The sequence below is a fragment of the Streptomyces sp. NPDC048338 genome, assembly GCF_043201055.1.
Taxonomy (GTDB): Bacteria; Actinomycetota; Actinomycetes; order Streptomycetales; family Streptomycetaceae; genus Streptomyces.
The window spans coordinates 130,426-154,224 of record NZ_JBICYQ010000008.1 but is presented as its reverse complement, the minus strand read 5'-3'; the positions used below and the strand labels follow the sequence as shown (position 1 = coordinate 154,224).

General features: G+C 72.2%; 18 protein-coding genes. 15 read left to right on the top strand and 3 right to left on the bottom strand.

What is annotated here, in order from left to right; all coding sequences use genetic code 11:
• The first annotated feature begins 133 nt into the window (after positions 1 to 133).
• Entirely contained in the window at positions 134 to 3,730 is a 3,597-nt protein-coding gene (gene smc, locus ACGFZF_RS19980; protein ID WP_393555837.1) for a chromosome segregation protein SMC, read from the top strand.
• Between the two features lie 214 nt (positions 3,731 to 3,944).
• On the top strand, positions 3,945 to 5,378 hold the full coding sequence (locus ACGFZF_RS19975) for a sugar porter family MFS transporter (RefSeq protein ID WP_393555835.1): 1,434 nt from the start codon (positions 3,945 to 3,947) through the stop codon (positions 5,376 to 5,378).
• A gap of 48 nt (positions 5,379 to 5,426) precedes the next feature.
• Here ACGFZF_RS19975 and ACGFZF_RS19970 read toward each other — a convergent pair whose 3' ends face one another.
• On the bottom strand, positions 5,427 to 6,398 hold the full coding sequence (locus ACGFZF_RS19970; protein WP_393555833.1) for an LLM class flavin-dependent oxidoreductase: 972 nt from the start codon (positions 6,396 to 6,398) through the stop codon (positions 5,427 to 5,429).
• A 287-nt stretch (positions 6,399 to 6,685) separates the two neighbouring features.
• Between ACGFZF_RS19970 and ftsY the strand changes: the two genes are divergently transcribed.
• Positions 6,686 to 7,897, top strand: a complete 1,212-nt coding sequence (gene ftsY / locus ACGFZF_RS19965; RefSeq protein WP_393555831.1) for a signal recognition particle-docking protein FtsY — start codon at positions 6,686 to 6,688, stop codon at positions 7,895 to 7,897.
• A gap of 104 nt (positions 7,898 to 8,001) precedes the next feature.
• On the opposite strand, the gene ACGFZF_RS19960 is transcribed toward ftsY, so the two are convergent.
• Positions 8,002 to 8,655: a bifunctional DNA primase/polymerase gene (locus tag ACGFZF_RS19960; protein ID WP_393555829.1), complete on the bottom strand. Its 654-nt coding sequence runs from the start codon at positions 8,653 to 8,655 to the stop codon at positions 8,002 to 8,004.
• Positions 8,656 to 9,073: 418 nt separating this feature from the next.
• Here ACGFZF_RS19960 and ACGFZF_RS19955 point away from each other — a divergent pair, with 418 nt between their 5' ends.
• The 6 genes from ACGFZF_RS19955 to ftsH all read left to right on the top strand — a co-directional run bounded on the left by ACGFZF_RS19955 (position 9,074) and on the right by ftsH (position 18,850).
• Complete coding sequence (locus ACGFZF_RS19955; protein WP_393555827.1) at positions 9,074 to 10,549, top strand: hypothetical protein; 1,476 nt, start codon at positions 9,074 to 9,076, stop codon at positions 10,547 to 10,549.
• 341 nt (positions 10,550 to 10,890) lie between these two features.
• Entirely contained in the window at positions 10,891 to 12,237 is a 1,347-nt protein-coding gene (locus tag ACGFZF_RS19950) for an ammonium transporter (RefSeq protein WP_393555825.1), read from the top strand.
• Positions 12,234 to 12,572, top strand: coding sequence for a P-II family nitrogen regulator (locus tag ACGFZF_RS19945; RefSeq protein WP_069170469.1), 339 nt, complete (start codon positions 12,234 to 12,236; stop codon positions 12,570 to 12,572). The genes ACGFZF_RS19950 and ACGFZF_RS19945 overlap by 4 nt, the downstream gene beginning before the upstream one ends.
• Positions 12,573 to 12,596: 24 nt before the next feature.
• Positions 12,597 to 15,044 carry a [protein-PII] uridylyltransferase gene (locus tag ACGFZF_RS19940; protein ID WP_393555822.1) on the top strand — a complete coding sequence of 816 codons (2,448 nt, stop codon included), beginning with the start codon at positions 12,597 to 12,599 and terminating at the stop codon, positions 15,042 to 15,044.
• A 198-nt stretch (positions 15,045 to 15,242) separates the two neighbouring features.
• The gene (ffh, locus tag ACGFZF_RS19935; RefSeq protein WP_393555820.1) at positions 15,243 to 16,796 is read left to right on the top strand and encodes a signal recognition particle protein; all 1,554 of its coding nucleotides are present in this window, start codon (positions 15,243 to 15,245) and stop codon (positions 16,794 to 16,796) included.
• Positions 16,797 to 16,927: 131 nt separating this feature from the next.
• A complete protein-coding gene (ftsH, locus tag ACGFZF_RS19930) occupies positions 16,928 to 18,850 on the top strand; it encodes an ATP-dependent zinc metalloprotease FtsH (protein ID WP_393555818.1) in 1,923 nt (640 codons plus the stop codon).
• Between the two features lie 47 nt (positions 18,851 to 18,897).
• Here ftsH and ACGFZF_RS19925 read toward each other — a convergent pair whose 3' ends face one another.
• On the bottom strand, positions 18,898 to 19,644 hold the full coding sequence (locus ACGFZF_RS19925) for a class I SAM-dependent methyltransferase (RefSeq protein ID WP_393555816.1): 747 nt from the start codon (positions 19,642 to 19,644) through the stop codon (positions 18,898 to 18,900).
• Positions 19,645 to 20,080: 436 nt separating this feature from the next.
• On the opposite strand from ACGFZF_RS19925, the gene ACGFZF_RS19920 reads away from it, so the two are divergent.
• The 6 genes from ACGFZF_RS19920 to rplS all read left to right on the top strand — a co-directional run bounded on the left by ACGFZF_RS19920 (position 20,081) and on the right by rplS (position 23,741).
• The gene (locus ACGFZF_RS19920; protein WP_356604519.1) at positions 20,081 to 20,674 is read left to right on the top strand and encodes a hypothetical protein; all 594 of its coding nucleotides are present in this window, start codon (positions 20,081 to 20,083) and stop codon (positions 20,672 to 20,674) included.
• Positions 20,675 to 21,041: 367 nt separating this feature from the next.
• Positions 21,042 to 21,482 (top strand): 30S ribosomal protein S16, encoded by a 441-nt coding sequence (gene rpsP, locus ACGFZF_RS19915; protein WP_137993109.1) that lies wholly within the window; start codon positions 21,042 to 21,044, stop codon positions 21,480 to 21,482.
• 2 nt (positions 21,483 to 21,484) lie between these two features.
• Positions 21,485 to 21,724, top strand: a complete 240-nt coding sequence (locus ACGFZF_RS19910; protein ID WP_005311361.1) for an RNA-binding protein — start codon at positions 21,485 to 21,487, stop codon at positions 21,722 to 21,724.
• 101 nt (positions 21,725 to 21,825) lie between these two features.
• A complete protein-coding gene (rimM, locus tag ACGFZF_RS19905; RefSeq protein WP_393555814.1) occupies positions 21,826 to 22,440 on the top strand; it encodes a ribosome maturation factor RimM in 615 nt (204 codons plus the stop codon).
• Entirely contained in the window at positions 22,440 to 23,261 is an 822-nt protein-coding gene (gene trmD, locus ACGFZF_RS19900) for a tRNA (guanosine(37)-N1)-methyltransferase TrmD (protein ID WP_393555812.1), read from the top strand. The genes rimM and trmD overlap by 1 nt, the downstream gene beginning before the upstream one ends.
• A 129-nt stretch (positions 23,262 to 23,390) precedes the next feature.
• The gene (gene rplS / locus ACGFZF_RS19895; RefSeq protein WP_393555810.1) at positions 23,391 to 23,741 is read left to right on the top strand and encodes a 50S ribosomal protein L19; all 351 of its coding nucleotides are present in this window, start codon (positions 23,391 to 23,393) and stop codon (positions 23,739 to 23,741) included.
• Positions 23,742 to 23,799: the final 58 nt, after the last annotated feature.

The window sequence follows — 23,799 nt, the reverse complement described above, 5'->3', positions numbered from 1 at the left end:
TATGCAAGGGGCGCTCCGGCGTCCCTTCCTTCTTCGCTCACTGGCGTCCCCCATGCCCCACCCCTCCTTCGAGGGAGGGTCTGCCCTGCACGTTCATGGGTGAAACGCACACTCCCGGGTAGAGTCCGGGGGCGTGCATCTCAAGGCCCTCACCCTTCGCGGTTTCAAGTCGTTCGCCTCCGCGACCACGCTGCGGTTCGAACCCGGAATCACGTGCGTCGTGGGGCCGAACGGATCCGGCAAGTCCAATGTCGTGGACGCGCTGTCCTGGGTCATGGGCGAGCAGGGCGCCAAGTCGCTGCGCGGCGGCAAGATGGAGGACGTCATCTTCGCCGGCACGACCGGGCGGCCGCCGCTCGGTCGCGCCGAGGTCTCGCTGACCATCGACAACTCCGACGGCGCGCTGCCCATCGACTACGCCGAGGTCACCATCACCCGGATCATGTTCCGGGGTGGCAGCAGCGAGTACCAGATCAACGGCGACACCTGCCGGCTGCTGGACATCCAGGACCTGCTCTCCGACTCCGGCATCGGCCGCGAGATGCACGTCATCGTCGGACAGGGCCAGCTCGACTCCGTCCTGCACGCCGACCCGATGGGCCGCCGCGCCTTCATCGAGGAGGCCGCCGGCGTACTCAAGCACCGCAAGCGCAAGGAGAAGGCGCTGCGGAAGCTCGACGCGATGCAGGCCAACCTCGCGCGCGTCCAGGACCTGACCGACGAACTGCGCCGCCAGCTCAAGCCGCTCGGCCGCCAGGCGGCGGTCGCCCGCCGGGCCGCGGTCATCCAGGCCGACCTGCGCGACGCGCGCCTGCGGCTGCTCTCCGACGATCTCGTACGCCTCCAGGAGGCGCTGAAGGCCGAGGTCGCCGACGAGGCCGCGCTCCTGGCCCGCAAGGAGAGCACCGAGTCCCGGCTGCGGGCCGCGCTCGCGGACGAGGCGGACCTGGAGGACGAGGTCCGCCGGCTCGCCCCGCGGCTCCAGCGTGCCCAGCAGACCTGGTACGAACTCTCCCAGCTCGCCGAACGGGTCCGCGGCACGATCTCGCTCGCCGACGCGCGGGTGAAGAGCGCCACGGCGCAGCCCGCGGAGGAACGGCGGGGCCGCGATCCGGAGGACATGGAACGCGAGGCCGCGCGGATCCGCGAACAGGAGGCCGAGTTGGAGGCCGCCCTGGAAGCGGCCGAGCGGGCGCTGGAGGACACCGTCGCGCACCGCGCCGAACTGGAGCGCGAACTGACGGTGGAGGAGCGCCGCCTCAAGGACGTGGCCCGGGCCATCGCCGACCGGCGCGAGGGCCTCGCCCGGCTGCACGGCCAGGTCAACGCGGCCCGCTCCCGCGCGGCCTCGGCGCAGGCCGAGATCGACCGGCTGGCCTCCGCGCGCGACGAGGCCCAGGAACGCGCGGTCCTCGCCCAGGAGGAGTACGAGCAGCTCAAGGCGGAGGTCGACGGGCTCGACGCGGACGACAGCGCCCGCGGAGAGCGGTACGAGGAGGCCCGCCGAGACCTCGCCGCGGCGGAGTCCGCGGCGACGGAGGCCCGGGAGGCGGCCACCCTCGCCGAGCGCCGCCGGGCCGCGACCCACGCCCGCCACGAGGCACTGGCCCTGGGACTGCGGCGCAAGGACGGCACCGGTGCGCTGCTGAACGCCCACGACACGCTGGACGGCCTGCTCGGACCGGCCGCGGAGCTCCTCACGGTCACCCCCGGCCACGAGATCCCCCTCGCCGCCGCCCTGGGGGCGGCCGCGGACGCGATCGCCGTCTCCGGTCCCGCCTCGGCGGCCGAGGCACTGCGCCTGCTGCGCAAGCAGGACGCCGGCCGCGCGGCGATCCTCCTGGCCGGCGGCCCGGAGCCGCACCGACCCGGCGGCCCGCACGGCTCCGGCCCGCTTGTCGGCGCCGACGCGGCGGAGCAGGCGGCCGGGCCGCGGCCCGCCCTCGCTTTCGTCCGCGGGCCCGAGGAACTCATGGGCGCCGTACGCCGGCTGCTCGACGGGATCGTCGTCGTCGACACGCTGGAGGAGGCCGAGGAGCTCGTCCGGGTCTCGCCGCACCTCACCGCCGTCACTGCCGAGGGAGACCTGCTCGGGGCGCACTTCGCCCAGGGCGGTTCGGCCGGTGCGCCCAGTCTCCTGGAGGTGCAGGCCTCCGTCGACGAGGCCGCCGCCGAGCTGGAAGGGCTCGCCGTGCGCTGCGCCGAGCTGGCCGCCGCCCAGGAGGACGCCGGCCGTCGCCGGGCCGCGGCCGCCGCCCTGGTCGAGGAGCTCGCCGAGGTCCGCCGCGCCGCCGACCGCGAGAAGTCCGCCGTGGCACAGCAGCTCGGCCGGCTCGCCGGCCAGGCACGCGGAGCCGCCGGGGAGGCGGAGCGGACCGCGGCCGCGGCCGCCCGAGCCCAGGAAGCCCTGGAACGGGCCGTCGTCGAGGCCGAGGAACTCGCCGAACGCCTGCTCGTCGCGGAGGAGGCCCCGGCCGAGGAGGAGCCCGACACCTCCGTGCGGGACCGGCTCGCCGCCGACGGGGCCAACGCCCGGCAGACCGAGATGGAGGCGCGTCTCCAGCTCCGTACCCACGAGGAACGGGTCAAGGGCCTGGCCGGCCGGGCCGACTCCCTCGACCGGGGCGCCCGCGCCGAACGAGAGGCGCGCGCCCGGGCCGAGCAGCGCCGGGCCCGGCTGCGCCACGAGGCCGAGGTCGCCACGGCCGTCGCCGCGGGCGCCCGCCAGCTGCTCGCCCACGTCGAGGTCTCCCTCGTCCGCGCCGAGCAGGAGCGCGCACTCGCCGACGCCGCCAAGGGCGCGCGTGAGCAGGGCCTGGCCACCGCCCGGACCCGGGGCCGCGAGCTGAAGGCCGCACTCGACAAGCTCACCGACTCCGTCCACCGCGGCGAGGTCCTCGGCGCCGAGAAGCGGATGCGGATCGAGCAGCTGGAGACGAAGGCGCTGGAGGAACTGGGCGTCGAACCGGCCGGGCTGGTCTCCGAGTACGGCCCGCACCAGCTCGTGCCGCCGTCGCCGCCGGCCGAGGGCGAGGAGCTCCCCGAGGACCCGGGCCATCCGCGCAACCAGCCCCGCCCGTTCGTCCGAACGGAGCAGGAGAAGCGCCTCAAGGCCGCCGAACGGGCGTACCAGCAGCTCGGCAAGGTCAACCCGCTGGCCCTGGAGGAGTTCGCCGCGCTGGAGGAGCGTCACCAGTTCCTCTCCGAGCAGCTGGAGGACCTGAAGAAGACCCGGGCGGACCTCCTTCAGGTCGTGAAGGAGGTCGACATCCGGGTCGAGCAGGTCTTCACCGAGGCGTTCCGGGACACGGCGCGGGAGTTCGAGGGCGTCTTCTCGCGGCTCTTCCCGGGCGGCGAGGGCCGGCTGATCCTGACCGACCCGGACAACATGCTGACCACCGGCGTGGACGTGGAGGCCCGCCCGCCGGGCAAGAAGGTCAAGCGGCTGTCGCTGCTCTCCGGCGGCGAGCGCTCGCTGACCGCCGTGGCCATGCTCGTCTCCATCTTCAAGGCGCGCCCCAGCCCCTTCTACGTGATGGACGAGGTCGAGGCGGCGCTCGACGACACCAACCTCCAGCGGCTGATCCGGATCATGCAGGAGCTCCAGGAGTCCTCTCAGCTGATCGTGATCACCCACCAGAAGCGGACGATGGAGGTCGCCGACGCGCTGTACGGCGTTTCCATGCAGGGCGACGGGGTATCGAAGGTCATCAGCCAGCGACTCCGCTAGGGATCCGACCTTGATCACATTCAAGAGTTGAATACAAGTGGGCTCGCCGCTTCCCCGGATGTACAGGAGGGCGGGTGTTGACTTCGAAACTTGAAGGAATAGTCTCTGCAGCGATACTTTTACCTTCAAGTGGTGGGCGGCGTGAAGTTGTGCGCCACTTGAAGGGCTCGCCCCCCACGCCCCGGCGACGCTGCCGGAGCCCCCAGGAGTCCATGTGACCAGCACCGCGCAGGCGCCCACGCCGCCGCCTTCCGAAGGGCGCTCCGCCCACCCGGACCACCTCGGCCACGTCATCTTCATCACGGCGTCGGCCGCCATGGGCGGTTTCCTGTTCGGCTACGACAGCGCCGTCATCAACGGTGCCGTCGAGGCCATCCGTGACCGCTACGACATCGGCTCCGGCACGCTCGCCCAGGTCATCGCCATCGCCCTGATCGGCTGCGCCATCGGCGCCGCCACCGCGGGCCGCATGGCGGACAGGATCGGCCGCATCCGCTGCATGCAGATCGCCGCCGTGCTGTTCGCCATCAGCGCCGTCGGCTCCGCGCTGCCCTTCGCCCTGTGGGACCTCGCGTTCTGGCGGATCATCGGCGGCTTCGCCATCGGCATGGCCTCGGTGATCGGCCCGGCGTACATCGCCGAGGTCGCCCCCGCCGCCTACCGCGGCCGCCTCGGCTCCTTCCAGCAGGCCGCGATCGTCATCGGCATCGCCATCTCCCAGCTCGTCAACTACGGCATCCTGCAGCTCGCCGACGGCGACCAGCGCGGCGAGATCGGCGGCCTCGAAGCCTGGCAGTGGATGCTCGGCGTCATGGTCGTCCCCGCCCTGCTCTACGGCCTGCTCTCCTTCGCCATCCCCGAGTCCCCCCGCTTCCTGATCTCGGTCGGCAAGGTCGACAAGGCCAAGGAGGTCCTGTCCGAGGTCGAGGGCCACGCCGTCAACCTCGACCACCGCGTCGCCGAGATCGAGCAGGCGATGCGCCGCGAGCACAAGTCCACCTTCAGGGACCTGCTCGTCTCCGGCAGCCGCTTCCGCCTGCTGCCCATCGTCTGGGTCGGCATCGGACTCTCGGTCTTCCAGCAGCTCGTCGGCATCAACGTCGCGTTCTACTACTCCTCGACGCTCTGGCAGTCGGTCGGCATCGACCCGTCCAGCTCGTTCTTCTACTCGTTCACCACGTCGATCATCAACATCATCGGCACCGTGATCGCGATGGTCCTGGTCGACCGGGTGGGCCGCAAGCCGCTCGCGCTCGTCGGCTCCGTCGGCATGGCCGTGGCCCTCGCCGTCGAGGCATGGGCCTTCTCCGCCGACCTCGTCGACGGCAAGCTCCCCGAGACGCAGGGCGTCGTCGCGCTCGTCGCCGCCCACGTCTTCGTCCTCTTCTTCGCCCTCTCCTGGGGCGTCGTGGTGTGGGTGTTCCTCGGCGAGATGTTCCCGAACAGGATCCGCGCCGCCGCCCTGGGCGTCGCCGCCTCCGCGCAGTGGATCGCCAACTGGGCCATCACCGCGAGCTTCCCGTCCCTCGCGGACTGGAACCTCTCCGGCACCTACATCATCTACACGGTCTTCGCCGTGCTCTCCATCCCCTTCGTGCTCCGGTACGTCAAGGAGACGAAGGGCAAGGCGCTGGAGGAGATGGGCTGATCCCCGCTGCCCCTCTCCTCGACACGCGTACTGCCCCGGCTCAGGGTCCTATGCCCCGAGCCGGGGCAGTACGTCCTCCCCGAACAACCGCAGGCTCCGCCACGCCTCGTCCACCGGCATCCCGCCGCACAGCGGATGCAGCACCAGGCTCTCCAGCCCCAGGGCCACGCACTCGTCGGGCGTGACGATCCGGTACACCCCCTCGGCCCGCAGCTCCCGCGTCGTCGTCGCCGTCGACCGCACCGCCGAGCGGATGTCCTTCGACTGCCAGGAGGCGTAGGTGCGGGCCTCGTGCAGGAAGTGCTCCCCGTACCGTGCCCAGCACCGGTCCGGGTCCTCCGACACGTGCAGCAGCGGCGTCTCCCGCGCCGGCATCATCGTCCAGCCCTCGGTGCCGTACTCCGCGCACCGTTCCCGGTAGTACGCCTCCAGCTCGGGCAGGTGGGCGCTCGGGAAGAACGGCAGCCCCAGCCGGGCCGCCCGCCGCGCCGCCGCCTTCGAGGAGCCGCCCACCAGCAGCAGCGGATGCGGCCGGGTGAAGGGCCGCGGCGTGACCCGCACCGTCCGCCCCTGATACGTGAAGGGCTCGCCGGACCACGCCTGCAGCAGCGTCTCCAGGAGCAGGTCCTGGAGCTTGCCGCGCCGGCCCCAGTCGACGCCGCGCTCCTCGTACTCCTCCGGCCGGTAGCCGATTCCCGCCACCGTCACCAGACGCCCGCCGCTGAGCAGGTCGAGCACCGCGATCTCCTCGGCGAGCCGCAGCGGATCGTGCAGCGGGCCGATGATCGCCGAGACCGTCACCGCGATCCGCCGGGTCGCGCCGAACACCGCGCCGGCGAAGGCGAACGGCGAGGGCAGCCAGTTGTCGGCGACACCGTGGTGCTCCTCGGTCTGCACCGTGTCGACACCGTGCTCGTCGGCGTACGCGGCCATGGCGAGCGCGGCGCGATAGCGCTCCGAGAGGGACTCCGGCGTCCCCCGCGGATCGACGAGGTTGAACCGTACGACTGTGAAGGGCATGGGAAGTCCCCCTCCGCGAGCGTGGAAGGCCGGCGAAGGGGGACGGTATCTGACGTCGCGTCAGATGGAAACAGTCCCGCGGACCCCGGCACCCGCCGCGGCCCTGTCCGCCGGAGCCCGGGCGGCGCCACGGCGCGATCCGGGCCCGCGCCCGTCGTGAGAAGCGGCACACCCGGCTCGGCGGACCACCGGACACCCCTCGCGGCGCCGCCTGACGTGAGGGTTCGGCGAGACCCGGACGGGAGGTGCGGACCTCGGGCGCCATCGTGTCCGATACTGGTCGGGTTATGGAACTCATCCTTGCTGTAGTCATCGCTCTGGTCGTCGCGATCGCCGTGACCAGCGGGCTCGTGATCAGCGGCCGCAAGAAGAAGCAGCTGCCGCCGGCCGGTCCGTCCACCACGCCGACCATCACCGCTCCGCCCGCCGAACCGCATGTCGGCGACGAGGCGGAGGCACCGCGGGAAGAACCACGCCGCACCGTCGAGGAGGTCGACCTCCCGGCCGCCGAGGGCTCGGTCGCCGTCGAGGAACCGCCGGTCGTCGAAGAGCCGGCCCTGCCCGCCATCGAGGTGCCCGAGCCGACCGCGGGCCGTCTCGTACGGCTCCGGGCCAAGCTCGCCCGCTCGCAGAACTCGCTCGGCAAGGGGCTGCTCACGCTCCTGTCCCGCGAGCACCTCGACGAGGACACCTGGGAGGAGATCGAGGAGACGCTGCTGACCGCGGACGTCGGTGTCGCTCCCACCCAGGAGCTCGTCGAGCGCCTGCGCGAGCGGGTCAGGGTCCTCGGCACCCGCACCCCCGAGGAACTGAAGAGCCTGCTCCGCGAGGAGCTCGTCACCCTGCTCGGCGACTTCGACCGCGCCGTGAAGACCGAGAGCGGCGCGGACACCCCGGGCGTCGTCATGGTCGTCGGCGTCAACGGCACCGGCAAGACCACCACCACCGGCAAGCTCGCCCGTGTCCTGGTCGCCGACGGACGCTCGGTCGTGCTCGGCGCCGCGGACACCTTCCGGGCCGCGGCCGCGGACCAGCTCCAGACGTGGGGCGAGCGGGTCGGCGCGCGGACGGTACGGGGCCCCGAGGGCGGCGACCCCGCCTCGATCGCGTTCGACGCGGTCAAGGAGGGCATCGCCGAGGGCGCCGACGTCGTCCTGATCGACACCGCCGGACGGCTGCACACCAAGACCGGCCTGATGGACGAGCTCGGCAAGGTCAAGCGCGTCGTCGAGAAGCACGGCCCGCTCGACGAGATCCTCCTCGTCCTCGACGCCACCACCGGCCAGAACGGCCTCGTGCAGGCCCGTGTCTTCGCCGAGGTCGTCGACATCACCGGCATCGTGCTGACCAAGCTCGACGGCACCGCCAAGGGCGGCATCGTCGTCGCGGTCCAGCGCGAGCTGGGCGTCCCGGTCAAGCTGGTCGGCCTGGGCGAGGGCCCGGACGACCTGGCCCCGTTCGAGCCGGGCGCCTTCGTCGACGCCCTGATCGGCGACTGACGCACTCCGCACGCACGATGAAGGCCCCGCCCGACGGCGGGGCCTTCGTCGTGTACCGGCCCCCGCGACCCGCCGGTGCCCGACCGGCGGGGGAGCGGGGGCGGCTAGGAGTGGCTGCGGTGGCAGATGTACGCCAGGGTGCCGAGCAGCAGCCGTGCCTGCGGCGGCGCCCCCGCGGTGTCCAGCGTGGGCGGCCGCAGCCAGCGGACCGGACCGAGGCCGCCGAGGTCCGACGGGGGCGCCGTGATGTGCGTGCCGGTCCCGAGGCCCTCCAGGTCCAGATCGGCGTCGTCCCAGCCCATCCGGTACAGCAGCCGCGGCAGCTCCGCCGCCGCCCCCGGCGCCACGAAGAACTGCGCCCGCCCGGTCGGCGTCGCGCACACCGGACCCAGCGGGAGGCCCATCCGCTCCAGCCGGACCAGCGCCCGCCGGCCCGCCGCCTCCGCGACCTCGATCACGTCGAAGGACCGTCCCACCGGCAGCAGCACGGCCGCTCCCGGGTACCCCGACCAGGCCCGCGTCGCCTCGTCCAGGCCCGCGCCCGCCGGCACGCCCTCGGCGAACGGGAGCGGATGCGCCCCCGGAGCCGGGCACGAGGGGTCCCCGCAGGAGCACTGGCCGGAGGCGGCCCTCGCTCCCGGGAGCACGTCCCAGCCCCACAGTCCGGTGTACTCCGCCACTGCCGTGCACTCCGTGGTGCGGACGCGGCGTCGTGAGCCGGTCCTCATCTCACGGATGCCGCCGATCGTGAAGCCCATGCCCCCTCCAACGGGTCGGACGCGCCGGTGGTTACGACCGGGTGTCGCCCCCTCACGCTCCGTGTCCATGGCTGGCGCACCGTCGCGGGAAGGGTGGTGCGGACCGCCGCGCGCGCCTCCTCGCGCAACACCCCGCCGACCCCTGGTTCGTCGCATGTCAAGTGAATCGCGTCCGGCGCCAGGCGAGTTCATTCGAAGGGGTGGCGAATGGTGGCGATTCTTGAATCCCCCTCGCGAGAGGGGTGATCGTAGGATTACTTTCGGTACACGAGCCCTGGAGTCGATGCGCGCGTGGGTATGCCGGAGGCAACCCGTTTTCCAGTTCGAAGGAGTGCAAGCTCCAGACGGACGCCGCAACTCGCGGCATTCTGATAGGGGTTCGCGCAACAAGGGCATTGATGTGGATGGGGGCATTCCTGTGGGCGGCAACGGCGCAGACGGAACGACTGCCGGCAAGCGCCCGAACGAGCAGCTGAGCTCGTGGTTCGTGCGCAGCGGCTGGTCGAAGGGCGAGCTGGCGCGTCAGGTGAACCGCAGGGCGCGCCAGATGGGCGCGCACCACATCAGCACCGACACCTCCCGCGTCCGGCGCTGGCTGGACGGCGAACAGCCCCGCGAGCCCATCCCGCGGATCCTCTCCGAGCTGTTCTCCGAACGCTTCGGCTCCGTCGTCGCGATCGAGGACCTCGGGCTGCGCACCGCCCACCAGTCGCCCTCCGTCTCCGGCGTCGACCTGCCGTGGGCCGGCCCCCAGACCGTCACCCTGCTCAGCGAGTTCTCCCGCAGCGACCTGATGCTCGCCCGCCGCGGCTTCCTCGGCTCCGCCCTCTCGCTCGCCGCCGGGCCTGCCCTCATCGAACCCATGCAGCGCTGGCTCGTGCCCACCCCGGCCGGCGAACCCGAGCGCCCCGAGCCCGTGCTCGACACCCGCCGCCCCCACCGCCTGTCCCCGGGCGAACTCGACCTCCTCGAATCCACCACGGCGATGTTCCGCCAGTGGGACGCCCAGTGCGGCGGCGGACTGCGCCGCAAGGCCGTCGTCGGCCAGCTCCACGAGGTCACCGACCTCCTCCAGGAACCGCAGCCGGCCGCCGTCGCCCTACGGCTCTTCGCCTGCGCCGCCGAACTGGCCGAACTCGCCGGCTGGATGAGCTACGACGTGGGCCTCCAGCCCACCGCCCAGAAGTACTTCGTCCTCGCCCTGCACGCCGCCAAGGAGGCCGGCGACAAGCCGCTCGGCTCGTACATCCTGTCCTCGATGAGCCGTCAGATGATCCACCTCGGACGCCCCGACGACGCCCTCGAACTCATCCACCTCGCCCAGTACGGCAGCCGGGACTGCGCCACCGCCCGCACCCAGGCGATGCTGTATGCGATGGAGGCCCGCGCCTACGCCAACATGGGCCAGCCCAGCAAGTGCAAGCGCGCCGTCCGGATGGCCGAGGACACCTTCGCCGACGTCGGCCTCGACGGCGAGCCCGAACCCGACTGGATCCGCTTCTTCTCCGAGGCCGAGCTCAACGGCGAGAACTCCCACTCCTACCGCGACCTCGCCTACGTCGCCGGACGCTCCCCGACCTACGCCTCCCTCGCCGAACCCGTCATGGAGCGGGCCGTCGCCCTCTTCGAGAAGGACCCCGAGCACCAGCGTTCGTACGCACTCAACCTCATCGGCATGGCCACCGTGCACCTCCTCAAGCGCGAACCCGAGCAGTCCGCCCTCCTCGCCGAGAAGGCCCTCGGCGTCGCCCGCAGCGTTCGGTCCGAGCGGGTCAACACCCGCCTGCGCAAGACCGTCGACACCGCCGCCCGCGACTACGGTCACGTCGCCGAGGTCGTCCAGCTCACCGACCGCCTCACCGCCCTGCTCCCCGAGGCCGCCGAAGCGGTCTGACCCCACGGCCCCGCCCCCGCGGGCCACCGAACCCCGGCCGCGACAGCCCTCCCGTACTGCCCGACTCGGCTCCCCCGCCGCAAGGACACAGGGACTGCTGCCGCGGCCGGTCCGCGTCCCCGGCCGCCCGGCCCGGAAGGCCCCGCCGTTACATGTCCGTGACCCAGGGGTTCACAGCGGCGTAACACGCCCCACCCCTTCGTCACTGCGCCGAAACATCGAGCGGCATCGGCGGAAACGGCGCTGCGCCAACCTCTGGGCCATAACCGGCCACCCCTCACGGCCAAGCCGCCCTCCGGCCCCGCCCCCGCACAGGCCGTACCGACGACGAGGAGACGCCGATGGCACCAGCCATCACGACCCTGGCCGCAGACGCCCCCGAGCTGTCTGCCGCGAACACCGGGTTCATGCTCATCTGCTCCGCCCTGGTCATGCTGATGACCCCGGCGCTGGCCTTCTTCTACGGAGGAATGGTCCGCGTCAAGTCCACCCTCAACATGCTGATGATGAGCTTCATCAGCCTCGGGATCGTCACGATCCTGTGGGTGCTCTACGGCTTCAGCATCGCCTTCGGCACCGACTCCGGCTCGATCGTCGGCTGGTCCTCCGAATACGTCGGCCTCAGCGGCATCGGCATCACCGAACTCTGGGACGGCTACACCATCCCGGTGTACGTCTTCGCCGTCTTCCAGCTGATGTTCGCCATCATCACCCCCGCCCTGATCAGCGGCGCCCTCGCCGACCGGGTGAAGTTCACCGCCTGGGCCCTCTTCATCACCCTCTGGGTCACCGTCGTCTACTTCCCGGTCGCGCACTGGGTCTGGGGCGCCGGCGGCTGGCTCTTCGAGATGGGTGTCATCGACTTCGCCGGCGGCACCGCCGTCCACATCAACGCCGGCGCCGCGGCCCTCGGCGTCATCCTCGTCATCGGCAAGCGCGTCGGCTTCAAGAAGGACCCGATGCGCCCGCACAGCCTCCCGCTGGTCATGCTCGGCGCCGGCCTCCTGTGGTTCGGCTGGTTCGGCTTCAACGCCGGATCCTGGCTCGGCAACGACGACGGCGTCGGCGCCGTGATGTTCGTCAACACCCAGGTCGCCACCGCCGCCGCCATGCTCGCCTGGCTGCTCTACGAGAAGATCCGCCACGGCTCCTTCACCACCCTCGGTGCCGCCTCCGGCGCCGTCGCCGGCCTCGTCGCCATCACCCCCTCCGGCGGCTCCTGCTCCCCGCTCGGCGCGATCGCCATCGGCGCCGTCGCCGGCCTCGTCTGCGCCATGGCCGTCGGCCTCAAGTACAAGTTCGGCTACGACGACTCCCTCGACGTCGTCGGCGTCCACCTCGTCGGCGGAGTCATCGGCTCCCTCCTCGTCGGCTTCTTCGCCACCGGCGGCGTCCAGTCCGACGCCAAGGGCCTCTTCTACGGCGGCGGCCTCGACCAGCTCGGCAAGCAGGCCATCGGAGTCTTCGCGGTCCTCGCCTACTCTCTGATCGCGTCCGCGCTCCTCGCACTGATCATCGACAAGACGATGGGCATGCGAGTCAGCGAGGACGACGAGGTCTCCGGCATCGACCAGGTCGAGCACGCCGAGACCGCGTACGACTTCAGCGGAGCCGGCGGCGGCGCCTCCTCGCGCTCCACCGCCGTCCTCGCCCCTGCCGCCCCGGAGACCAAGAAGGTGGACGCATGAAGCTCATCACCGCAGTCGTGAAGCCACACCGGCTGGACGAGATCAAGGAGGCCCTGCAGGCCTTCGGAGTCCAGGGCCTCACGGTCACCGAGGCCAGCGGATACGGCCGCCAGCGCGGCCACACCGAGGTCTACCGCGGTGCCGAGTACACCGTCGACCTCGTCCCCAAGATCCGCATCGAGGTCCTCGTCGAGGACGAGGACGCCGAACAGCTCATCGATGTCGTGGTCAAGGCGGCCCGAACCGGCAAGATCGGTGACGGCAAGGTGTGGAGCGTGCCCGTCGAGACGGCCGTAAGGGTCCGTACCGGCGAACGCGGTCCGGACGCACTGTAAGCACGCGAACCAGGGAGCTGCCGGGTGACGAGCCTCGAAGTGGACACACAAGCGGAAGACTCGGGACCCAGCGGCTACGCGGCGGCCCGGCTGCGCCTTCTCGGTGAGAAGGCGCAGTCCGGGCCGCCGCGCCGTTCCGCCCTGGCCCGGCTCACCGACGACTGGCTGAACGGACTGTTCACCGCCGCCGGCCCGCCACGAGGGGTGGCGCTCGTCGCCGTCGGCGGCTACGGACGCGGCGAGCTCTCCCCACGCAGCGACCTCGACCTGCTCCTGCTGCACGACGGCACCGCCGACCCGGGCGCCGTCGCCACCCTCGCGGACCGCATCTGGTACCCGGTCTGGGACCTCGGCCTCGCCCTCGACCACTCCGTCCGCACCCCCGCCGAGGCCCGCACGACCGCCGGCGAGGACCTCAAGGTCCAGCTCGGGCTCCTCGACGCCCGGCACGTCGCCGGCGACCTCGGCCTCGTCACGGCCCTGCGCACCACCGTCCTCGCCGACTGGCGCAACCAGGCCCCCGAGCGCCTGCCCGAACTCGACGAACTCTGCCGGGAGCGGGCCGAACGCATGGGGGAGCTCCAGTACCTCCTCGAACCCGACCTCAAGGAGGCCAGAGGCGGCCTGCGCGACGCCCAGGTCCTGCGCGCCGTCGCCGCCTCCTGGCTCGCCGACGCCCCTCGCGAGGGCCTCGACGGCGCCCGCCGCCGCCTCCTCGACGCCCGCGACGCCCTCCACCTCGCCACCGGCCGCGCCACCGACCGCCTCGCCCTCCAGGAGCAGGACGCCGTCGCCCGGGAACTCGGCCTCCTCGACGCCGACACCCTGCTCCGCGAGGTGTACGAAGCCGCCCGCGTCATCTCCTACGCCACCGACGTCACCTGGCGCGAGGTCACCCGCGTCCTCAAGGCGCGCTCCGGCCGCCCCCGGCTCCGCTCCCTCCTCGGCGGCCGGTCCGGCGGCACGAAACAACCCGTCGAACGCACCCCGCTGGCCGAGGGCGTCGTCGAGATGGACGGCGAGGTCGTCCTCGCCCGCACCGCCAAACCCGAACGCGACGCCGTCCTCCCGCTGCGCGCCGCGGCCGCCGCCGCCCAGTCCGGCCTGCCGATCTCCCTGCACGCCGTACGCCGCCTCGCCGCCACCGCCAAACCCCTGCCCGTGCCGTGGCCCGCGGAAGCCCGCGAGGAACTCGTCACCCTGCTCGGCGCCGGAGAACCGGCCGTCCCCGTCTGGGAGGCCCTGGAGGCCGAAGGACTCGTCACCCGCCTCCTCCCCGACTGGGAACGCGTCCGCTGCCGCCCCCAGCGCAACCCCGTCCACACCTGGACCGTCGACCGGCACCTCGTGGAGACGGCCGTACGGGCCTCGTCCCTGACCCGCCGCGTCGGCCGGCCCGACCTCCTCCTCGTCGCCGCCCTCCTCCACGACATCGGCAAGGGCTGGCCCGGCGACCACTCCGTCGCCGGCGAGACCATCGCCCGCGACGTCGCCACCCGCATCGGCTTCGACCGCGCCGACGTCGGCGTCATCGCCACCGTCGTCCGCCACCACCTGCTCCTCGTCGAGACCGCCACCCGACGCGACCTCGACGACCCCGCGACCGTCCAGGCGGTCGCCACCGCCGTCGGCACCCCCGGCGCCCTGGAACTCCTCCACGCCCTCACCGAGGCCGACGCCCTGGCCACCGGCCCCGCCGCCTGGTCCACCTGGCGCGCCTCCCTCGTCGCCGACCTCGTCACACGCGTGGCCGGCGTCCTCGCGGGCGAGCCCGCCACCGAACCGGAACCCTCCGCACCCAGCGCCGAACAGGAACGACTCGCGATCGAGGCCCTGCGCACCGGGGAAGCCGTCCTCTCCCTGCACGCCGAAACCGAGAACGCCGGCGACGAACCGGAACCCGTCGGCGTCGAACTCCACATCGCGCTGCCCGACCAGCCGGGCGTCCTCCCCGCCACCGCGGGCGTCCTCGCCCTGCACCGGCTGACCGTCCGCGCCATGGACCTGCGCGCCATCGAACTCCCCACCGAGCTCGGCGCGAGCGCCGTCCTCGTCCTGAGCTGGCGCGTCGCCGCCGAGTACGGCTCCCTGCCCCAGGCGGCCCGGCTCCGCGCCGACCTCGTCCGCGCCCTCGACGGCTCCCTGGACATCCCCGCCCGGCTCGCCGAACGCGAGGCCGCCTACCCGCGCCGCCGCGGCGTGACGGCCCCACCGCCCCGCGTGACCGTCGCGGCCGGCGACTCCCGCCTCGCCACCGTCATCGAGGTCCGCGCCCAGGACGCCCCCGGCCTCCTGCACCGCATCGGCCGCGCCCTGGACGCCGCCGCCGTCCGCGTCCGCAGCGCCCACGTCTCCACCCTCGGCGCGAACGCGGTCGACGCCTTCTACGTGACGGACGGCACCGGCGCCCCTTTGACGACGACGGACGCCACGAAGGTCGCCGAGACCCTGGAGACGGCCCTGCGCGGGTGAGTGCGGGGAGCGGGGGAGACCCGTGGGGCCGACGAGGCCGGTGGGGCCCGCCCGGGGCCCCGCTCCGCCCCGAAGGCCGCCGCGAGGACCGGCCGCGCCCACGGGGTGAGGAATCCCCGCCCCGGATCCCGCGCGGTACCCGATACCCTGGAGGGCAATCCGTCCGCCCGCCCCCGACACCGAGGATCCGCGACCGCCGTGTTCGACACCCTCTCCGACCGCCTTGCAGCGACTTTCAAGAACCTCCGCGGCAAGGGGCGCCTGTCCGAGGCGGACATCGACGCCACCGCGCGCGAGATCCGTATCGCCCTCCTCGAGGCCGACGTCGCCCTGCCCGTCGTCCGGGCGTTCATCAAGCAGGTCAAGGAGCGGGCGACCGGCGCCGAGGTCTCCCAGGCGCTGAACCCCGCCCAGCAGGTCATCAAGATCGTCAACGAGGAGCTCGTCGGCATCCTCGGCGGCGAGACCCGGCGCCTGCGGTTCGCCAAGACCGCGCCCACCGTCATCATGCTCGCCGGTCTCCAGGGTGCCGGTAAGACCACCCTCGCCGGAAAGCTCGGCCTCTGGCTCAAGGGCCAGGGCCACTCCCCGCTGCTGGTCGCCTGCGACCTCCAGCGCCCCAACGCCGTCAACCAGCTCAGCGTGGTCGCCGACCGCGCCGGCGTGGCCGTCTACGCCCCGCAGCCCGGCAACGGCGTGGGCGACCCCGTCCAGGTCGCCAAGGACTCCGTCGAGTACGCGCGGACCAAGCAGTACGACGTCGTGATCGTCGACACCGCCGGCCGCCTCGGCATCGACCAGGAGCTGATGCAGCAGGCCGCGGACATCCGCGACGCCGTCAGCCCCGACGAGGTCCTCTTCGTCGTCGACGCCATGATCGGTCAGGACGCGGTCAACACCGCGGAGGCCTTCCGCGACGGCGTCGGCTTCGACGGCGTCGTGCTCTCCAAGCTCGACGGCGACGCCCGCGGTGGTGCCGCGCTCTCCATCGCGCACGTCACCGGCCGCCAGATCATGTTCGCCTCCAACGGCGAGAAGCTGGACGAGTTCGACGCGTTCCACCCGGACCGCATGGCGTCCCGCATCCTCGGCATGGGCGACATGCTCTCGCTCATCGAGAAGGCCGAGCAGACCTTCAGCCAGGAAGAGGCCGCCAAGATGGCCTCCAAGCTGGCGTCCAAGAAGGGCCAGGAGTTCACGCTCGACGACTTCCTCGCCCAGATGGAACAGGTCCGCAAGATGGGCTCCATCAGCAAGCTCCTCGGGATGCTCCCCGGCATGGGGCAGATGAAGGAGCAGATCAACAACATCGACGAGCGCGACGTCGACCGCACGGCCGCCATCATCAAGTCGATGACCCCGGCCGAGCGCCAGGACCCCACGATCATCAACGGCTCCCGCCGCGCCCGTATCGCGAAGGGCTCCGGCAGCGAGGTCAGCGCCGTCAAGGGCCTGGTCGAGCGCTTCTTCGAGGCCCGCAAGATGATGTCCCGCATGGCCCAGGGCGGCGGCATGCCGGGCATGCCCGGGATCCCCGGCATGGGCGGCGGCCCCGGCCGGCAGAAGAAGCAGGTCAAGCAGGCCAAGGGCAAGCGCAAGAGCGGCAACCCGATGAAGCGCAAGGCCGAGGAGCAGGCGGCCGCCGAGCGCCGCGAGCAGGCGCAGGCAGGCGGCGCGTTCGGACTGCCCGCCGCCGGCCAGGGCGGACAGGACTTCGAGCTCCCCGACGAGTTCAAGAAGTTCATGGGCTGAGACCCGGTGACCAGGGGCCCGGAGCGGTGAGGAACCGCTCCGGGCCCCTCGTCGTCCGCCCGGACCACCCGGAATGCCCCGATGATCCGCTTCTCCCATACTGAGGCCATTGCCGCCCCGAGGAGAGCAGCGTGGCCAACCCCGTGCCCCCGCGCGACCGGACCGACCAGCCGTGGCGCTCGGAAGGGGCCCCGCCGCCCCCGCCCCCCAAACGGAAGATGCCCGGCGGCTGGGGCGGCCTCATCCTCACCGCACTCGTCGTCTACGTCCTCGCCAACCTCGTCCTGTCCTTCTTCAACGAGGGCGACGGGCCGACGATCTCGTACACCGAGTTCAGCAAGCAGGTGAACGCGGGCAACGTCACCAAGATCTACTCCAAGGGCGACGCCATCCAGGGGCAGCTGAAGAACAAGCAGCCCGTCCCCGACGGCGACGGCGACTACACCAAGTTCGAGACCCAGCGCCCCGCCTTCGCCGACGACGACCTCTGGGACGAGCTGACCGCCAAGGGCGTCACCGTCACGGCCAAGCCCGTCGTCGCGGAACGCAGCTTCCTCGTCAACCTGCTGATCTCCCTCGCCCCGATGCTGCTGCTCGTCGTCCTCTGGGTGTTCATCGCCCGCCGGATGAGCGCCGGCATGGGCGGCGCCGGCGGGATGCTGGGCCGCAAGGCCCCGCCCAGACCCGTCGAACTGGAGGCGGGCGACAAGCGCACCACCTTCGCGGACGTCGCCGGCATCGACGAGGTCGAGGGCGAGCTCAACGACGTCGTCGACTTCCTCAAGAACCCCGGCGCCTACCGCGCGATGGGCGCGAAGATGCCCCGCGGCGTCCTCCTCGCCGGCCCGCCCGGCACCGGCAAGACCCTGCTCGCCCGGGCCGTGGCGGGCGAGGCGGGCGTGCCGTTCTTCTCCGCCTCCGCCTCGGAGTTCATCGAGATGATCGTCGGCGTGGGCGCCTCACGGGTACGCGAACTGTTCGCGGAGGCCCGCAAGGTCGCACCCGCCATCATCTTCATCGACGAGATCGACACCATCGGGCGGGCCCGCGGCGCCGGCTCCGGCATGGGCGGACACGACGAACGCGAGCAGACGCTCAACCAGATCCTCACCGAGATGGACGGCTTCACCGGCTCCGAGGGCGTCATCGTCATCGCCGCCACCAACCGCTCCGACGTCCTCGACCCCGCCCTCACCCGGCCCGGCCGCTTCGACCGCGTCGTCCACGTGAACCCGCCCGACCGCGGTGGCCGCGAAGCCATCCTCCGCATCCACACCCGCGAGATCCCCCTGGCCCAGGACGTCGACCTCGTCCAGGTCGCCCGCACCACCCCCGGCATGACCGGCGCCGAACTCGCCAACCTCGCCAACGAGGCCGCCCTGCTCGCGGTCAAACGCCAGCAGCAGGCCGTCACCCAGTCCGACCTCTCCGACGCCCTGGAGAAGGTCCAGCTGGGCGCCGAACGCCCGCTCGTCATGGCCGAAGAGGAACGACGCCGCACCGCGTACCACGAGAGCGGCCACGCCCTCCTCGGCATGCTCCAGCCCGGCGCCGACCCCGTCCGCAAGATCACCATCGTGCCGCGGGGCCGGGCCCTCGGCGTCACCCTGTCGACCCCGGACGCCGACAGGTACGCGTACACCGAGGAGTACCTGCGCGGCCGGATCATCGGAGCCCTCGGCGGCATGGCGGCGGAACGGGTCGTCTTCGACGCGGTCACGACCGGCGCCGAGAGCGACCTGGAACAGGTCACCAACATCGCCCGCGGCATGGTCGGCCGCTGGGGCATGAGCGAGCGGGTCGGCCGCCTCACCGCCATCCCGAGCGACGCCCAGCAGGCGTACGGGCTGTCGGCGGCCCCCGCCACCCTCGACGCCGTCGAGCACGAGATGCGCCGGATCGTCGACGAGTGCTACGCGAGCGCCCTCCGGCAGCTCCACGACCACCGCGACCGGCTCGACGCGCTGGCCGCCGCTCTCCTGGAGAACGAGACGCTGGAGGAGGACGAGGCCTACCGCGCGGCCGGGATCACCCGGCTCACGAAGGACGGCTGACCCCGCGCCGCACGGACCGCCGGCGCTCCGCCCCGCGGACCGCAGGCTCAGGTCCGCGCGATCAGGTACCGGAAGACATTGGGCATCCACACCGTGCCGTCGGGGCGCACGTAGGGCTCCAGCGCCTCCCGGATCTCCTTCTCGACCTGCGAGGGGTCCGTGGCGTGGATCGCCGCGTCGAAGTCTCCCGTCGACAGCAGGCCCCGCACCGCGCTGTCCGGATTCGCGTAGCCGAAGGGGCAGGACACCCGCCCCGAACCGTCCGGCCGCAGACCCGCACGGGCCACCACCTCCTCCAGGTCGTCGCGACGCGACGGGCTCCAGCCCGTCAGGCGCGCGGCCACCCGCAGGACCGACGCCGTCGCACACCGCTCCGGCGGCCCCCAGCCGGCCACCACGACCGCCGCGCCAGGTTGAGCCGAACGGGTGACGGCGACCAGATCCGGCCCGAGTTCCGCCGTGCCGTGGAAAGCCGTGATCACGTCGAAGGCGCCACCGGCCACGTCCCCCGCTTCCGGCGGACCGCCCTCGACGACCGTGTGCCCCTCACCCTCCGGCATCCGCTCCCGCGCCAGCTCCACGCGCGCGTGGTCACGGTCCACGCCGGTGACCCGGGCGCCCCGCGCACAGGCCATCAGCAGCGCCAGACCCGAGCCGCAGCCGAGGCCGAGGACGCGGGACCGGGGGCCCACGCCGAGACGGTCGTACACCGCCTCGTAGAGCGGCACGAGCATGCGCTCCTGGATCTCGGCCCAGTCACGCGCGGGGTGGTGCGGGACGAGCGTAGGTGTCATGGAATGCGCCCCAATCAGTGGCTGGTCGACGGCCCCCGTACATGTGCGCCCGCATCCCCCCGTATGTCAGGGAACTGCGCATCCGTCCCCGCGTCCAGTGGTGGAGCCGCACGACTTCTTCGCGGCATCGGCCCGTCACGCGGACGCACGGGCGAATTCACGCCGAAGGGCCCTCGGCCCGCGTGGGGGCGGTGCCGCCCGGGTACCCGGCACCGGGTACTGTCCCTGCCACACCCCCCTCGGCCCGTACGCCGGACCTACGCCCAGGGGCGTATGCGCCGCTACGCACCGGCTTGCCGCGAGCTGTGCGGACTTCTCCGCAGATCGGCGCACTGGCCCTCGTCGGGACACATCAAGGGCAACTGACGGGTACGTGCAAAATATTTGGGATGCCCCGGAATGGAACCCGGGGGCGTTCCGGCTCGTTGTACCCGACGTGAGCACGACACCCCCTGTTCTCGCCGCAGAGCTGGCACAGGCGTGGGCCGACATTCAGCGGTACCACCCCGAGCTGCCCGACCTTGCCGCGCCCGAGTCCCTGATCGGTGAGTCCTCGTCCGCCTGTGGCGCCGAGCTCTCCTTCGAACGACTGCTCCACGAAGCAGTCCACGGCATCGCCGCCGCCCGAGGAGTCCGCGACACCTCGCGCGCCGGCCGCTATCACAACCGCAGATTCCTCGCGATCGCCGAGGAGATGGGCCTGGACCACTCCGAGGAACCGCACGCCAGCAGCGGCTTCTCGCTGGTCACGCTCAACCCCGAGGCGAAGCGCCGCTACCGCCCCACCATCGAGCGGCTCCAGCGGGCCCTCAAGGCGCACACGGTCGCCACGGCCGCCGACACCAAGCGCTCCTTCCGCGGCCCGGCCGCCCGGCACGGATCCTCCGGCGGCGGCGTCCGGGTCAAGGCCGTCTGCGACTGCGGTCGCAACGTCCGCGTGGTCCCCTCGGTCCTCGCCCAGGCGCCGATCGTCTGCGGCGGCTGCGGGAAGCCCTTCCGCATCCCCGAATCGGTGGGCGCGGCCGGCTGATCCGGCGGCCCGACCGCCCGGGGCCCGCGTCGGTCCGCGACGCCGGGCGGTCCGGACGCACGACGGCCGTCCGGCGTACGGGGGCGGGTGCGGGGTGGGTATCGGGGGTTCCCCGCCCTTCCCGGCCCCCTGCGCCGGAACGGCCCCGCGTCCGGGCCCGCGGAGAACCGCCCCGTCCGCGCACCGCTCCCCGGCCGTCCCCCGGTCCGGCGCGGCGCGCGCATGTGGCACAATGGCTAGCTGTACTCGACAGCCGCACAGGACCCCTCTCTCCTCCGGCTGACGCGTCCATCGGGCACCCGAGTACCGCAACCCCACGTGGCATCTCATGTGCCCAACCACGTCAAGACCAGGAGACACCACTCCAGTGGCAGTCAAGATCAAGCTCAAGCGCCTCGGCAAGATTCGCCAGCCGCACTACCGTATCGTCGTCGCCGACTCGCGCACCCGCCGCGATGGTCGCGCGATCGAGGAGATCGGTCTGTACCACCCGACGTACAACCCCTCCAAGATCGAGGTCGACTCGGAGCGTGCGCAGTACTGGCTGTCCGTCGGCGCCCAGCCGACCGAGCCGGTCCTCGCCATCCTGAAGCTCACCGGCGACTGGCAGAAGCACAAGGGCCTGCCGGCCCCGGCGCCGCTGCTGCAGCCGGCGACGAAGGAGGACAAGCGCGCCTCCTTCGACGCGTTCGCCAAGACCCTCGAGGGTGACGACGCCAAGGGTGAGGCCATCACCCCGAAGGCGAAGAAGGCCGACAAGAAGGCGGACGAGGCCGAGGCCGCGTCCACCGAGTCGACCGAGGCCTGAGCATGCTCGAGGAGGCTCTCGAGCACCTCGTGAAGGGCATCGTCGACAATCCCGACGATGTGCAGGTCGCCTCGCGCAACCTGCGCCGCGGCCGTGTGCTGGAGGTCCGGGTCCACCCCGACGACCTCGGCAAGGTGATCGGCCGCAACGGCCGCACCGCGCGTGCACTGCGAACCGTCGTGGGCGCCATCGGCGGCCGCGGCATCCGCGTCGACCTCGTCGACGTGGACCAGGTTCGCTGAGAGAAGTCGGCTGTATTCGTCGAATACGCCGGCACGGGCCGGGGAGGGCTTTCGAGCCCGCCCCGGCCCGTCGTCGTCCCCCGACAGGAGAGAAACCACTCGTGCAGCTCGTTGTCGCGCGGATCGGCCGCGCCCACGGCATCAAGGGCGAAGTCACCGTCGAGGTGCGTACGGACGAGCCCGAGCTCCGGCTCAGCCCCGGAGCCGTCCTCAGCACCGACCCGGCCGGCACCGGACCGCTGACCGTCGAGACCGGCCGGGTGCACAGCGGCCGGCTCCTCCTGCGCTTCGAGGGCGTACGCGACCGCACCGCGGCCGAGGCCCTGCGCAACACCCTCCTCATCGCGGACGTCGACCCCGACGAGCTGCCCGAGGAGGAGGACGAGTACTACGACCACCAGCTGATCGACCTGGACGTCGTCCTCGCCGACGGCACCGAGGTCGGCCGGATCACCGAGATCTCCCACCTGCCGTCCCAGGACCTCTTCATCGTCGAGCGGCCCGACGGCACCGAGCTGATGATCCCCTTCGTCGAGGAGATCGTCACCGAGATCGACCTGGAGGAGCAGCGGGCCGTGATCGACCCGCCGCCCGGACTGATCGACGACCGCGCCGAGATCGCGTCCGCGCGCGACGCCGAGGACGCCGACGAGGCCCCCGAGGCCGCGTCCGGCACCGACGCCGGTACCGGCCGCGCCGACGAGGACGCCTCCTGATGCGCCTCGACGTCGTCACGATCTTCCCCGAGTACCTGGAACCGCTGAACGTCTCGCTCGTCGGCAAGGCGCGCGCCCGCGGCCGGCTCGACGTCCACGTCCACGACCTGCGCGAGTGGACCCACGACCGCCACAACACCGTCGACGACACCCCGTACGGCGGCGGGCCGGGCATGGTCATGAAGACCGACCCCTGGGGCGACGCCCTCGACCAGATCGTCGCGGACGGCTTCGAGGCCGGCGCCCACGGCCCCGCCCTCGTCGTCCCCACCCCCAGCGGCCGCCCCTTCACCCAGGAACTCGCCGTCGAACTCTCCGAGCGGCCCTGGCTGATCTTCACGCCCGCCCGCTACGAGGGCATCGACCGCCGCGTCACCGACGAGTACGCCACCCGCCTCCCGGTCTACGAGGTCTCCATCGGGGACTACGTCCTCGCCGGCGGGGAAGCCGCCGTCCTCGTCGTCACCGAGGCCGTGGCCCGGCTCCTCCCGGGCGTCCTCGGCAACGCCGAGTCGCACCGCGACGACTCCTTCGCCCCCGGCGCCATGGCCAACCTCCTGGAAGGCCCCGTCTACACCAAGCCGCCCGAGTGGCGCGGGCGCGCCATCCCCGAGGTCCTGCTCAGCGGGCACCACGGGAAGATCGCGCGCTGGAGGCGGGACGAGGCGTTCCGCCGCACCGCCGCCAACAGGCCGGACCTGATCGAACGCTGCGACCCCGCGGACTTCGACAAGAAGGACCGGGAGATCCTCTCCATGATGGGCTGGGCCCCCGAGCCGGGCGGCCGATTTTGGCGCAGGCCGGACGGCGTGGAAGAATAGGCCGCTGCCGTTTGTCCTGCGTGCGCCCCTGCCACAGGGGGAACGACGCCCGCCCGGTACGACCGGCGCTCCATCCACTTTCGAACGTACCGCTGATGACCTGTGGCATCAGCGAGGAAAGAGACCACCATGGCCTCCCTGCTCGACTCGGTCACCGCGGCTTCGCTCCGCACCGACCTCCCCGCCTTCCGCCCCGGCGACACCGTGAACGTCCACGTGCGCGTCATCGAAGGCAACCGCTCCCGTATCCAGCAGTTCAAGGGTGTCGTCATCCGCCGCCAGGGCTCGGGCGTCAGCGAGACCTTCACGGTCCGCAAGGTCTCGTTCTCCGTCGGTGTCGAGCGCACCTTCCCGGTGAACAGCCCGATCTTCGAGAAGATCGAGCTCGTGACCCGCGGTGACGTCCGTCGCGCCAAGCTCTACTACCTGCGTGAGCTGCGCGGCAAGGCTGCGAAGATCAAGGAGAAGCGCGACCGCTGAGCCCCCGGCTCACCGACCGCGCGGTGCTTCGGACGTAGAACTTACAGGGCGGCCGGAT